Source organism: Spirosoma pollinicola, from assembly GCF_002831565.1.
Lineage (GTDB): Bacteria > Bacteroidota > Bacteroidia > Cytophagales > Spirosomataceae > Spirosoma > Spirosoma pollinicola.
Window position 1 is genome coordinate 7,892,449 of the sequence record NZ_CP025096.1, and the last position, 13,540, is coordinate 7,905,988.

The window sequence follows — 13,540 nt, forward strand, 5'->3', positions numbered from 1 at the left end:
TTTTCAAGTATTAAAATTTAAATAGTTATATTTGAAAATATAAAACTAACTTTAATTCATATTTCCATGGAAACAAACCCCGTCGCTACGCTACAGGAGGTAGAAACATTAAAACAAAAATGGCTTACTGAGCCGACGTTTGACTTAAGTGAGCTCTCCAGCCAGGAAGTAGTGCAAAAATTTGCCCCGTTTCGGGAGGAATTGCGGACATTTCAGGAAAAGATGGAAGTAGCTTGGGCCCAGGCGGCGGCCGTTAACGTGCATAGTCTAAAGGACGGCCTGAAGGAGGAGTCCTCAAGTCAACTACTGAACACTACCAACCAGCACGTGTTGGCCGAAAAAGCCCTTCAGCGGTATCTGCACATCGTTCTTTCACCGGTGCCTGAAGACGTTCGTGATGATCTTGGCGAGTTAATCAAAATCTTCGTTGAAACGTCTGTACGGTTTTACTCTAGTTGAACACGGGAAAACTGCCGTTCCGCCTGTGCCTTACCCGCTTAGTAGTGAATGTGAATCAATGTAAACTTCAGCCCGCTATGAATGGAAGCTGGATAGCCGGAAGCGCTCCCCATGAATTCCAGAGTGAACCCTAAGCTCATTTCATTTTCACCCAAATCGACCAAAATTTATGAATCTTCAACCCCATTCAATTAGTCCGGTTACTCAACAACAAACGAGTAGGTCAGATCAACTAAAACCCGTAACGGCCAAACCAAAATTTATAGTGTCTCTAAGTAATCGGGGTAATCCGGATCTGGGCCAGTCACCGTCTAAACCGCTGCCGTCGAGCCGGTGTTACAAAAAAGCTTGTCGTTCCGTACTGGAGGCCCGCCGGGTCTGTCTGGAATATATCAGTAAGCATCAATTAGGAGGTGGCCACTGGTGCGGAGGCCAGGTAACGAACGCGCTGGGACGACCTGTTGCCCACATCTCTTATAATGGACGGTTGTGGCAGCCCCAGTCAAACGATACCTTCCCTAAAAAACCGTACTTTCCCCTGATTACGTATGACCGCAAGCACTGCCGTCTAGTAGTTTGTTATAGTCATATTTATAAGGAAATAACGATTCGGGCGAAGGAATTATCCGGTGAGTTTCGGTTCATGGATCCTTTTGACGACAACCGGGGGTTTGTGCTTGTCTTTATGCCGGCGACGGTGGAGAATCTGATTATTGTGCAAATATATCCCACGCAGTACCAGGGTCGTCAAGGTTGGATTGCCACTACATCTGAGCCACTTGAGGAGTGCCTGGTTGAATTCCAGGCAGCCTAACTAGTGTGCACGTGTCAAAAATTTTTGACACCACCCGTACTTACCCGAGAATTAGCTCATAGCTGCTTTCCCCAATCAATCAGCGGTCATGACAGTTTTTGACCAGGCAACCGAAGCGTTATGCGCTTTCCTGCCCACCTTATTTAAGTTACAGGCAGTTGTTTTACCATCAACAGATGAGGTTTACTGGCGGTCCCGGTGGAACGAATGGGTTAATCCGCATAGTGGTGATTCTAAAGAGGAGTACGAACAAAAACGCATCCTTCAGCTACGATGGAATGAAGTATGGTATTATTATCAGTACCTGTTTACCCAGTCCTACAAGATTCCCGATAGAGCAAAACTAAAGACTCATTTAATGACCTGCCAACAAACGGCTGAATGGTTTCTGGAATATATTCAGCAACAGAATCAAGTGATTCAGGAACCGCAAAATGAGAAGTTATGGTACGTACGCTATTCGATGTGGAATGAGACGGTACAGTACGGCGGTTTGGCAACGCTCAGCCTTTGGCCAGCCAATTGGCCACTTATTCAGGAAGGATTACAACAACGGTTTGCTGCTCCATTGCCGCCAGTAACGCCTGTTGACAGATACGTTGATACAAGGCAGATGAGTTTGTTTGATGAGCAGACCCATAGGAACCTAAGGGGCCTAAACAAGGCCTAAAGTCTACCATATTTATACAGCTGATGTTACGCCACCTTTTGAGCGGCAGGTTTAACTTTGAATATGCAGACAACTCTTGACCTTTATACCGACTACTTACTCAGTAGCTTTGGCCAGACTACCGCTACTGGTCTGTCACGGCTGACGGATGGAGCTGTAGGCCACGATGCAGTGACCGATCTGCTCAACCGACTGCAAGGTGATAATCGAATGCTGGGGCAACACGTTAAACCCCTGATTCGCCAAATTCAGGAACCCGATGGGGTACTGCTCACCGATGACAGCATCGCTCATAAACCCCACAGTGACGAAAATGGGGTGGTCACCACCCACTATGACCACACTCGTGGTGAATATGTACGGGGCATCAATTTTGTTAGTTTACTCTACCAAACCAGCCAAGGTCAATGTCCTCTCAGTTTTGAGCCGGTTATTAAAGTCCAGCAGTGCGAATTAAAAACCCGCAAAGTGGTTTGGCGTTCGGAGCGTACCAAGCACCAGATGTTTCAGGACATGGTGCGGCAGGCGCATCAGAATGCGGTTCCCTTCCGGTATGTGCTGGCCGATTCTTGGTACACCAATTCGGACAACATTAACTTGATTTTAGGTTTGAAGCATCACTACCTGGGTGCGGTCAAATCCAACCTTGAAGTGGCTCTCTCCAAGCAGGAGCGAGCAAATGGTAAGTTTGTTAAAATCAGTACGCTAAAGCTTCAGCCAGGCACCGTCTTGACGGCTTACATTCGCTCGGTGCCTACACCGGTCGCGATTTGTGGCGACGTTCTTCCCAACAAGGACGGTTCAGTCGGCGAACACAACTCCTAACAACCTACCAAAAACGGTGGGGCATCGAGGAGTACCACAAATCGCTCAAACAGAATGCGTCGTTGGAAAAGTCACCTACGCGCACTCACCGCACTCAAATCAACCATTTGTTTGCCAGCATTTGCGCCTACGTCAAATTAGAGCGTTTGCGGCTGACCGCTCATGTGAACCATTTTGCTTTGAAAGGCCGGTTATACCTCAAAGCTATGCAAGCGGCCTTTGCCGAGCTAAATGTCTTAAAAAATCAACTTAGCCAACAGACAGCGATGGAATTGGCGTAACATCAGCTATTAAGTGAGAGTGTAGAAAGTGGTATTTTAAAGAAAACGATAGTATAAGAATAGAAAGTAGCCAAAGTACAAAATGCCGGTAGTAACGTAGTTGCTACCGGCATTTTTTCAGGATCTGTTTTATATCTAACCTTATGTTGTGAAATCTAAAATAGAAAAGACAACTTTCTATTTTAGATAATTGAACTAAAATAAGACTACTTTGAGATGCACAACAACCCTGTTAGGGCACTAATATTTGATTTAGACGGCACTTTAGCGAACACGCTTCCTTTATGTATCCAAGCCTTCCGCCAAGCGGTTGAGCCGTTGGCTAATCGAGTGCTCACCGACCAAGAAATCATTTCCACTTTTGGTCCTTCCGAGGAGGGAACCATTCAAGCTCTGATTCCAACTCACTACCAAGAAGGAGTTGCTAATTATATTACTCATTACGAGCAGCTACAAGATATGTGTTCGACACCTTTTAATGGAATCGCTGAACTTCTTAATGACCTCAAAAACGAAAGGATTCGCTTAGGCTTAGTGACGGGCAAAGGACCTCAAAGCACGGCTATTTCATTAAATTACTTTAAGCTCAGTCACTATTTTGAGTTTATCGAAACGGGTTGGATTCATGGTCCTAGAAAAGTGGATGGTATAAGATCTATCCTTTCTCAGTGGCCTGATTTAAGCAGAGAACAGGTTTGGTATGTAGGTGATGCGCCTAGTGTTGTTCTCGCTTCAAGACAAGCCGGTATTCCCGTTGTGGGAGCTGCCTGGGCTGAGACGACAAATGTTGAAGAATTAGAAGCTTTACACCCTGACCAACTGTTTATCTCGATTGATAAGTTTGATAAATGGGTACGTAGTGCTGTTGTGTAAGTACGATTATGTTGAGCGTTGCTGCCAATGCTTCATCTCTTCGTCAATAAAGTGAGTAACTAAGGTTCGATAGAGTCCTTCAACTATATCTGGATTCAATCCCTTCTCTTGAGCCCATTCTCGACGCTGGGTCAACATAGCCGCAAAGCGTTCAGGTGCTCGAACTGAGGTTTGGTTGATTTTAAATTTGGCCGCTGCTTTAACATACTCAAATCGCTGAGCCCATAAGTCAATCACTTCTTGATCGAGCGAGTCAATAGCTTGCCTAATGTCGTTCATATCTTGACAATCTTCTGGCGGTTTAAGGTGTTGATTCATGTATATCTTGTTATATGTTAAACTCAGCGAGACCGTCCCCGGCCCCGCTGGTCTTCAAAACCGTGCGAGCCACTTTAGCGGCACACGGCTCCTCAGTGAGTTGGTAGTTGTCACCTACGTCCGGTTTGATACCCTAAGTTCATAGTATTTTGCCAGACTTTGACTATGTGCGTTTGCCGCTCAAAGATCTTTCATTCTTACAGTCCATCATCAGGATTACCCCTGTGGTTTTAGCCGTATACACGGGTGCTGTCTAATTAAAAGCCCCGCTTAAGAAGCAGACATATGAAAAATTCTTCGTCTCAAGTGAGAGCGTATAAAGAGACGGTTATTTTTTATTATCTGTCTAACGCAATCAGTTGCATACGTTCAGATCTAAACTTGTTGCACTTCTAGCAATATCACAAGTATCAAAGCCGCACCAAACTCACTAATCGGCTGTTTTGGTTAAGTTTGTATATCAGTTTATCTATTCTCGCTATCGTTATGGTTGTCTCGCCACGATTAACCAATGCTCAATTGGCCTTACTAGAAATGTTCAGCTTCGAGATGAGCGAAGCCGAAGTGTTGGCCATGCGCCAAACGCTTATGCAGCATTTCCGTACACGGCTCGAAGAAGAGGTCCAAAAGGCCACTCAGCTAAAAGGACTGACCACTGCTCAACTCGAAGAGCAAATGAACTTTGAGAACCGTACGGAACGGCTTGACCAAATTCGAGCTGCTCAGTGAAAGTAGTTATCGATACCAATGGTCTACTCCGGTCGATTCCCCGGGACGGATCGTACCGCTGGCTTTATGATGCGTTTGCGGCCAATCAGTTCACGTGGGTTGTCAGTACTGAAATCTTGCTCGAATATGCTGAAATGACGGGCTACTATTATAGCCCTGTGGCGGCTGAGCTGGTCACCTCACTTTTACTAGCTGCTCCCAATCATGTACGACAGGAACCTTACTTTCGGTTTGGACAGGTTCTTACCGATCCGGACGACAACAAATTTGTAGATTGTGCCATTGCAGCCGGTGTCGATTGGTTGGTATCCGACGATATCCATATTCTGAACCTGCTTCGAGAAACGAATCGGTTTCCTCCTGTACCCATCTGTTCTTTTGCGGATTTCAAGCAAATTCTGAATCGATAGCTGTTCAAGTAGAAACCAGGTTGCGAATTAACTGTCCTTAATCAGAAACGGGTATTTGAGTTAAGAGGCAGTCTGGCTTACATACTTGTTGTTAGTATGCTTTCTAACTTATTCTTCGTCAGGCCAACTAGAGAAAGTAACGTTGCAGGCCTTGATTACCAGAGTTGTTTAAATGAAAATGGGAATTAAAAGGCCATACTCATGGGTGGCCTTTCAATTTAGGGGAGTGGTCAACATTCGTACGAAATGTTCCATGAAGTACTATTCATGAGTTAATAGCTTAACAATGTGAGGCTTACAAAAGCAGTAAAGAAAACGTTCGTTTGTTTTACTATTTATCGGCTCGGTAAATGTTGAATTTACAAGCCATTATCGTGGTAATAAACCCAGTAAAAGAATCAAAGTAAATTATCCATTGTATGTATTCGGGTTGTTTAACTCTTCGGAAGTAGCCAGATGGAACATTTCGTACGAATGTTGGCTCCCCCCTATTAGCGCTAAATTGGCGGAGTCTAACCGCAACCTAACGGGCCAACCCGCTAGGTTTGCAACGAAATAACCCGCTACGAAATGATAACCGACGTTATTGCTTACAAATTTGATCGATCTCATATCCAGGTGGGCATAGTCCATATAGGCGTGGGTAACTTCCACCGCGCCCACCAGGCCTTCTACACGAACCTGCTTCTTGAGGACCCCGATCAACAGCAATGGGGAGTTTGCGGGATTGCTCTGCTACCGGCTGACGAGTCACTCGTACAAAAATTACGGCGGCAAAACAGGGAGTATACGTTAACCGTCTGCGGACGCAGTGGCCAGGATAAGGTCTACCGCATAGGTGCCCTCACCGAACTGATCTGGGGTGTTGAAAACCCGGCTGCCGTAACCGATAAGATCGCCGACCAGGCGGTTAAGGTTATAACCCTAACCATTACCGAAGGCGGTTATAATATAGACAAGGCTTCGGGCACCTTTATGCTGGAGGATAAGCCCGTGCAGCATGATCTGACCCATCCGGACGGGCCTACCACTGTTTTCGGGTTTGTGGCAGAAGGCCTGCGCAAACGCAAAGCCGCTGGCCATGGCGGGTTAACCCTACTGTCCTGCGATAATTTGCAGCACAATGGCAACACGGCCAGGTATGCCTTTATGAGTTTCATCGAGGCTCAGGACCCCGAGTTAGCCGGGTGGGTAGCGACCCACGTAACGTTTCCCAACAGCATGGTCGACCGGATCACCCCGGTAACCAGGCCCCAGGATGTAACATGGCTCAATCAAAAAAGTGGTGTTGACGATCAGGCACCGGTATACTGTGAGGATTTTATCCAGTGGGTCATCGAAGACAACTTCGTAGCTGGCAGGCCCCAGTGGGAACGGGTGGGCGTCGAATTTACCGACGACGTGACTGGCTACGAGAACATGAAACTGAGCCTGTTGAACGCGTCACATACGCTACTAGCTTATCCGGCGACCCTGCTGGGATACCGTAAGGTGGACGAGGCCCTGCAGGATAAGAGTCTGGTACGCTTGTTGCGTAATTTTATGGATCTAGATATAACCCCCTATGTACCGGCACCAGGCGATACGGATCTGGACGTTTACAAGCAGACGCTGATCGAGCGGTTTGCCAACCGATCGGTCAGTGACCAGCTCAGCCGGCTCTGCTCGGACGGCATATCCAAGTTTCCCGTCTATATCCTACCCAACCTTGCCAAAATGATCCGGGACAGAAAAGACCTTACCCGGATGACCTTTCTGATGGCGGCTTACCGGCATTATCTACGGAGTAGAATCGACGATAATGGAACTAGCTATGCTATTACCGAACCTTGGATAACGCCAAAAGACAATGAACTCATTGCGAGTGATAATCCGATTGATTTTTTGGGTATGTCGGCCTTTCAAGGCATTTCTCTGGCGACTGACAAGACGTTTACCGAGTTACTCACCGATTTCGCTAGCTGGATTACCGACAACGGAATGAGATTTGTATTAACATCCATTCTGCAATAAATCTATCCATTCACAGCCTCAACCGGTGAACCTATGACCGCTCAGCTTCGCAATCGTTTACTGCCTTTTGCCACCATTACCTTTATCTATTTTATTGTCGGCTTCTTGACGACGGTGAATGAGCAATTACAAGCCCCCCTGCGGTTTACGTTTCTGGCCCACGCGGGAAATTTGAAGAACACCTTTACGACGTTACTTTCTTTTTTCTTCTTTTTAGGGTATTTGCTTAACGGAACGGTAGGCAGTCGGTGGGTCAATATGTATGGGTACAAAAACACCATATTACGGGGCCTGGCGTTCATTATTGCTGGCCTGTCCACCTACTGGTGTTCGGCCTGGATTGGCTATCAATACCCGGCATTAACGTTTCCCGTAGGCAATGAAGCGACGATCCCTTTTGGGTTTGTAATCTTTGTGCTGGGGTCTTATTTGATGGGCACATCTGCGGCTATCATTCAGGTCGTGGTCAACCCCTATGTAGCGTCGTACGAACTGAGGGGTACGCAGCCGGTACAACGGTTAAACATTACCACGGCGATCAATTCCATTGGGACGACCTCTGCTCCGTTTTTCGTTACCGTAGTGATGTTTAGTGGCATTCCTATCCTAAATATCAAGATTGAACAGCTATTGTTCCCCTTTGCTTTTCTCATCATAGGCGTGGTAGCCGTCACGTTTCTAACCAGCAAACTGCATATTCCGGATATCGCCCATACCAGAGCTTCGATCGGTGAAAAACTGGAACGAAGTATCTGGTCGTTCCGGCATTTTACGCTAGGGGTCATCGCCATCTTTTTCTACGTCGGTACCGAAGTGGCCATTGGGGCTAATATCAACCTGTATGCGTTTGAACGGATGGGATCGGGTCATCCCATCACATTTTTGGGCAAAACAGATATCGTTCTGGGTGGACTCGATCTGGGCATTCATGCCCTGTTGTCGACGCTATACTGGGGCGGCTTTCTGGTAGGGAGAGCCATTTCCAGCTTTTTAGGGAGGATTTCGGCCCGGACGCAGTTGATTACCACAACCACGCTAGCTACGGCGTTTGCGGTTACCGCCATGCTTACCCAGAATTTGTGGTTGTTAGTGGCGATCGGCTTACTGCATTCTTCGATGTGGAGCTGCATTTACTCACTAACGATAAAAGGGCTGAACCAATACACCTCAAAAGCATCCGGCATCTTTATTTCGGCCGTGTTCGGGGGAGCCGTTTTTACGCTGATACAGGGAGGGCTAGCCGATTTATTGGGTTCCTGGCGGTGGACCTGGCTGCTTACCGTTTTTTGTGAAGTGGTGATGTTAACCTTCGCCTTGTACGGATCTCATATTCGAGAGAAAGATTTGATTCATTAGTAGCGATCAACTCTAATTGGGCAAGATTGTAGTGGCATACAGATCAATACAAAAGAGGATTAACAACTATAACGGCCAACGCTTTTCCAGACAGGTCAGGTAGGATAGCGTCTCTTTGAACGCCCCATTATTGAAGCAAATACATGACGGTTCCATCGTATCGGGTAGAAGTGTTATTTAAGAATTCGAAATTTTCCTAACTTAACAACTAGTTCTTGAAAAGATTAACTCATTTGTCATTGTATAGCCAAGAAGAGGAGATTCTCTGCATATTCTTTTGACAAATTAATTGCTTTGAAAATTGTAGTTTTCTCAGTCAGGTTGCATATGAATTCTTATGTTAAGGGAATATTCTCAGAAGCAAGGCTCAGAAAGAAGAAGTAAAACTGCATCAAAGGTACCTTATCGAAGCCGACGATTTTCTCACCAGAACAACAGCAGCGCGTACCCCATCAATGAGATTGACAAACACACTTTGAGCATAACTTATACCTTTGTCTGCTCCAGACTATTGGCCTACGTTTCAGCAGCTTCTTATCGGAACAACATGGAAAAAGTAACAACATTGCTTTTCTGCGCCCTTAGTCCTCAGCGCCGATACGTTGAGTTCAGTTATGTCAATCCGGATTTTGAAATCTGTCTGGATCAAGTCACCTTTCTGGTTAGTTACGGCTGGCAAGTGATCTCCATCAAGTGCCAGTATCAACAGGGGAATTATGTGCCACTTCCTGTTGAGGCCTTTGACGGGGTGCCTTTAGGATCAAGTATAAAGCAACTTCAACACCAATGGGAAGACTTACTACATACACCTATGTAAGTAATCCACTCTGTTCCTATCTAGCTTCACCTCCTATAAACTGGCCCAAGACATAATTTATGGATCGAAAATATGATCTCTCGTATATTGTAGTAGATGATGAAGATGACCGTTACTTTTTGCGTTTGGCCTTGGAACAAGCCCACCGGCCTTTACCGGTTTATGAGTTTACCAATGGACAAGAGTTACTAGACTATTTAACCTACAACGCTAGTATACGACAGGATCTAGATAATCATTGGTTAGTGGTACTTGATGTCAATATGCCTATATTAAATGGCCTAGAGACCTTAAAATGTATCCGGCAAAATCCAGCCTGGCAAATGTTGCCCGTTCTAATACTTTCGACCTCGGATAACCCATCCATGAGGCAACAGGCTCTTGAGGAGGGAGCGAATGGGTATCTGGTAAAACCTACTTCCTTAACAAGTTATGCCAGCCTGTTTGATGATTTTTTTGCGCCCTGGCTGCAAAAAACACGACTGTAGCCCGACTAGGCTTTTCACTATATACAACTAGCTGAATTTCAAGGAATATTGAAAATCTTCCGCCGCTCCGGTAGAGTCTTTAAGTTGATACTTTGAAACCCCCCGAATCCGGTAGGCCTCTGCATTCATAGAATCTAGATTTAGCGCTTCCTGACAATGACCTAAAGCCTGTTGATAATCGCCGTTTTTAAAACTTTGCCTAGCTTCCAATAAGTGCATACTCACTAGTGGATTGGAGACCGTTTCGGCTGACTGACTTATATTTTTCTTGCCTCCAAAAATATTACTAATTAGGTTCATAGTCATCACAGGATTATTTTGTTACTAATATATATTAAGTATAAATATTTAGTATATAAATATATTGGATGGTACGTTTAACTAAAGCATACTTGTAGTAGCAACCTGTCGAAGAATAGTTTCATTTTGACTGACAACTCTGGTTGCGTTTAGAGGCTCAAGACGGCTTGTGGGCATGCTTATATGAAACGCAAACGAATGGGGAATTGGAGCAGCTCTTACGCCAGTTCAAACGGGCCGCTTATGGTCTTTCTCAATCTTGGCATCAAACACATGGTCTGAATTGATTTATCTATTATTTTCTCTACTATGGAGAGTTCTATTCTTGTAGTTGGAAACATTGGTAAACTGTTAACAAAAAAAGGTGTTTGAAAAATACGCATACTATTTTTCGAATAACCCATCAATTAGCCAAATTTTTTATAAAATGGAGCCGTGATTGACATAACATGCCTTATACAACAGGCTTTACAGATTGATAACCCATTTTTTTGCTTTCACTTGGTCCAGTGTCAACGAGTAGACTTTGTCCCACTTCTGGCCTATTCGTATCCCGTCCCAGTCATTAGTTAAAACGGTTTCAGGCTTAAACACGTATACCCATAACTTACCATTACCAATGTGACTCTCCCATTTTCCTGGGCCTAAGTGAGCAGATACAGTATCGCCTGGTAATATATAATTTGGATTGTCTTTTATCAATCCTATTTGATAACCACGAGTGCTATCTGCCTGCTGGATTTCATGAAATGGATTGTAGTCTCCTGACAATCCATTGACATCATGGTTCTTACCTTCTGTGTTGTAAATGATGAGTACAGGTTTGTTCGATGCATTGATGAGTTTCAGCTTTGTATCAGTGGGGGGAGCACAGGCTAATACACCAAATGAAATACAGAGCAACAATAGAAGGAGCTTCATGGTGTTATACCAAGGGGTATTGTGTTTCGGTTACTTATAATAAACCCTGTTACGTGCCTTATGTAGACCAAGCAGAAGAGTCGTAAAGGTGAAAAATCCACCTATTGGTAAGAAGATAATGGCTCCGGTTACACATTTTGGGCCGCTACCATGCATCCCATCAGATAACGCATTCGCACATAGCAAAACGGCCAGTCCAGAACTCAGGAAGCCAATCATCAAGCTCCCTAAGATGGCTAAGCCCAGCAAAGGAGTTGATGCTCGAATGATCCGTAGCCCGCATATACCAAAAAGAACTAGAAGTGGTAGGGAGGCTACTACTAATGGCACAAGTAGTGTTAAAATAATATGCATACAGCTTCTAGTACATTCCTGTAGAATTACCTATTCATTAACTATAGTTAATACTAGCTTTGCTAAGATGTAACCCATTTGCCGGTGTTATATCCACTATCAGTGATGATCCGTCTCAGTAATTGCCCTATTTAAGGAGCATATGAATGAAGATTCTGTCGTTTCAGGAAGTAGCGTTTAATAAGACAACCCTCTTGGTCACTCCTCATTACCCAAAATAGTCTATGATCCTGCCAAATTAATAATGGACTTGCAACAGTATAGTGGAGATTTTCAGGCGGCCATCGAGGAAGTGTAAAAATAAGATTCCTGTTGACTGGGCGTTCGGTAATTCAACACCGAGTGTTTCCGTCGGCGGTTGTACCAACCTTCGATATACTCAAAGGTGGCCAATCGAGCCGCAGACCGCGTCGTAAAGTAAGTATGGTTGACCATCTCGCACTTAAGGGTCTTGAAAAAACTCTCCGCAACCGCATTATCCCAACAATTACCTTTGCGACTCATACTTTGCACCACTGGTAAGTCCTTTAATTCATCTCTGACTAGCTAGCTAGGCAAGGTGTGAATGTAGTACTTGGGTAGCAAGGTGTGAATGTAGTACTTGGGTACGCTGCCAAAGTTAGCCGGGCTGAGCACGGCGGGGTTAGTGAAGGGAATGGCGGGTTCGGCCCGGTAATTATCGACGACCAACTTCTTGGCCGCATCCGAACCATCCTGGATGAATATGGGAGACAGGTTTTCGGGTTTGATATCCAGCAAAGTTTTGTCCGCCGATGGAATCAGAGCAGGTCCGAGCAGGGCATCGGCATCGGTGTTGGCCAGGTCCAGCAGGCTTTGACCGTTGGCGGGCAGGTAGGCCCCGATATAAATAACTTTCTCGATGCGAATGGGCACCTTCTCGGCCGTGACGCTGACGACCATACCCGCCATGCTGTGGCCCACCAGGATGACCTTGCCGGGCAGGGCGTTGATCGCACTGACGACTTTGTCACGGTAGGTATCTAGGGTAAGGGTATGGGGGGGTGTGTTATCCGAGCCGTGGCCGGGCAGTTCAACAATTGTTACTTTGTACCCTTTTTTCTCTAACAATCCTTTGACCGTTTGCCAGGCATAGGGCCCCTGCCAGGAGCCATGAACGAGCACAAACGTCCTTGATGAGGGAGGCTTATTCCCTGCGAAAGTGGCTGCTGTTGTCAGCATCACTGATATGACAGCGATAAAACAGAAATGAATGAATTGTTTCATAGGTAAAACCGAATTAGTGCTAGGTGAACGATTTGAAAAAGGCAGGTCATGTCAATAAAATCAATTTATAACTCTTGTTTTCTGGTTTATCCAAGTTCGTGCCAATGGAGCTTCGGACATTTCTTAACTAGGAAATATTGGTTAATAACTTGATATAAAGGGATTTATATTACAGTCATATTTTTTTTTTAATTGCCTGCAGATTTAATTGCCTTTGCTTTATTTAGGAGATTCTTGTAGTTTTTTTGAGAAGCTTGGAGAATTTTTCAGGCCCTTATTGGGTCATTCGGCAAAAATGATCAGGAGCCTGCACCCGACTAAACCTGGGCAGCCTTAGCCCGCAGGTCAGTAGAGTTCAGTTAATAACAGGATTTACAAACCGTTCAGATGAAATTAAAGCTTCTCCTATAAGCAATTGTCGATTGGCCGTATTTTAAGTAAGGGGTGGCAACTGCTACTCTTAAAGGGTTTCTGTATGTTACAAAAGTGGTTCTAGTTTACCTATCCAGGTTGGATGAGGTGTATATTATTTTAGACTATGTCCGGGCCAGATCCTTTTCGGATATATGATCAGCGTCAACACCAAAATGGACCACTCAGTTAAACACAGCTTTCTTTTTCAATAGCCAGGTATACATATTCATCCAACCGTTAATGCTAGTGGCTC

General features: G+C 45.1%; 14 protein-coding genes and 2 pseudogenes. 11 read left to right on the top strand and 5 right to left on the bottom strand.

What is annotated here, in order from left to right:
• The first annotated feature begins 66 nt into the window (after positions 1 to 66).
• The 5 genes and pseudogenes from CWM47_RS33365 (at position 67) to CWM47_RS33385 (ending at position 3,922) form a co-directional block, all read left to right on the top strand.
• Positions 67 to 459 carry a hypothetical protein gene (locus CWM47_RS33365; protein ID WP_100992850.1) on the top strand — a complete coding sequence of 131 codons (393 nt, stop codon included), beginning with the start codon at positions 67 to 69 and terminating at the stop codon, positions 457 to 459.
• A gap of 169 nt (positions 460 to 628) precedes the next feature.
• Complete coding sequence (locus CWM47_RS33370) at positions 629 to 1,273, top strand: hypothetical protein (protein ID WP_100992851.1); 645 nt, start codon at positions 629 to 631, stop codon at positions 1,271 to 1,273.
• Positions 1,274 to 1,361: 88 nt separating this feature from the next.
• On the top strand, positions 1,362 to 1,943 hold the full coding sequence (locus CWM47_RS33375) for a hypothetical protein (RefSeq protein ID WP_100992852.1): 582 nt from the start codon (positions 1,362 to 1,364) through the stop codon (positions 1,941 to 1,943).
• A gap of 63 nt (positions 1,944 to 2,006) precedes the next feature.
• Positions 2,007 to 3,049: pseudogene (locus CWM47_RS33380) on the top strand (IS701 family transposase).
• A gap of 216 nt (positions 3,050 to 3,265) precedes the next feature.
• On the top strand, positions 3,266 to 3,922 hold the full coding sequence (locus CWM47_RS33385; protein WP_100992854.1) for an HAD family hydrolase: 657 nt from the start codon (positions 3,266 to 3,268) through the stop codon (positions 3,920 to 3,922).
• A gap of 6 nt (positions 3,923 to 3,928) precedes the next feature.
• Here CWM47_RS33385 and CWM47_RS33390 read toward each other — a convergent pair whose 3' ends face one another.
• Positions 3,929 to 4,240: an isochorismate lyase gene (locus CWM47_RS33390; RefSeq protein WP_100992855.1), complete on the bottom strand. Its 312-nt coding sequence runs from the start codon at positions 4,238 to 4,240 to the stop codon at positions 3,929 to 3,931.
• A 486-nt stretch (positions 4,241 to 4,726) separates the two neighbouring features.
• Here CWM47_RS33390 and CWM47_RS33395 point away from each other — a divergent pair, with 486 nt between their 5' ends.
• The 6 genes from CWM47_RS33395 to CWM47_RS33420 all read left to right on the top strand — a co-directional run bounded on the left by CWM47_RS33395 (position 4,727) and on the right by CWM47_RS33420 (position 10,053).
• Positions 4,727 to 4,969, top strand: a complete 243-nt coding sequence (locus tag CWM47_RS33395) for a hypothetical protein (protein ID WP_100994151.1) — start codon at positions 4,727 to 4,729, stop codon at positions 4,967 to 4,969.
• A complete protein-coding gene (locus CWM47_RS33400) occupies positions 4,966 to 5,379 on the top strand; it encodes a putative toxin-antitoxin system toxin component, PIN family (protein WP_100992856.1) in 414 nt (137 codons plus the stop codon). The genes CWM47_RS33395 and CWM47_RS33400 overlap by 4 nt, the downstream gene beginning before the upstream one ends.
• Before the next feature lie 570 nt (positions 5,380 to 5,949).
• Entirely contained in the window at positions 5,950 to 7,392 is a 1,443-nt protein-coding gene (locus CWM47_RS33405) for a mannitol dehydrogenase family protein (RefSeq protein WP_100992857.1), read from the top strand.
• Between the two features lie 33 nt (positions 7,393 to 7,425).
• Positions 7,426 to 8,748 carry an MFS transporter gene (locus CWM47_RS33410; RefSeq protein ID WP_100992858.1) on the top strand — a complete coding sequence of 441 codons (1,323 nt, stop codon included), beginning with the start codon at positions 7,426 to 7,428 and terminating at the stop codon, positions 8,746 to 8,748.
• A gap of 547 nt (positions 8,749 to 9,295) precedes the next feature.
• A complete protein-coding gene (locus tag CWM47_RS33415; protein WP_100992859.1) occupies positions 9,296 to 9,565 on the top strand; it encodes a hypothetical protein in 270 nt (89 codons plus the stop codon).
• 59 nt (positions 9,566 to 9,624) lie between these two features.
• Complete coding sequence (locus tag CWM47_RS33420) at positions 9,625 to 10,053, top strand: response regulator (protein WP_100992860.1); 429 nt, start codon at positions 9,625 to 9,627, stop codon at positions 10,051 to 10,053.
• Positions 10,054 to 10,080: 27 nt separating this feature from the next.
• Here CWM47_RS33420 and CWM47_RS33425 read toward each other — a convergent pair whose 3' ends face one another.
• From CWM47_RS33425 to CWM47_RS33440, 4 genes and pseudogenes are all read right to left on the bottom strand, one after another.
• Complete coding sequence (locus tag CWM47_RS33425; protein ID WP_157816136.1) at positions 10,081 to 10,353, bottom strand: tetratricopeptide repeat protein; 273 nt, start codon at positions 10,351 to 10,353, stop codon at positions 10,081 to 10,083.
• 468 nt (positions 10,354 to 10,821) lie between these two features.
• Positions 10,822 to 11,274, bottom strand: coding sequence for a hypothetical protein (locus CWM47_RS33430; RefSeq protein WP_100992862.1), 453 nt, complete (start codon positions 11,272 to 11,274; stop codon positions 10,822 to 10,824).
• Positions 11,275 to 11,901: 627 nt separating this feature from the next.
• Positions 11,902 to 12,135 (bottom strand): annotated as a pseudogene (locus tag CWM47_RS33435) (integrase core domain-containing protein); the annotation flags it as partial.
• Positions 12,136 to 12,174: 39 nt separating this feature from the next.
• A complete protein-coding gene (locus tag CWM47_RS33440; RefSeq protein ID WP_240625591.1) occupies positions 12,175 to 12,873 on the bottom strand; it encodes an alpha/beta fold hydrolase in 699 nt (232 codons plus the stop codon).
• Positions 12,874 to 13,540: the final 667 nt, after the last annotated feature.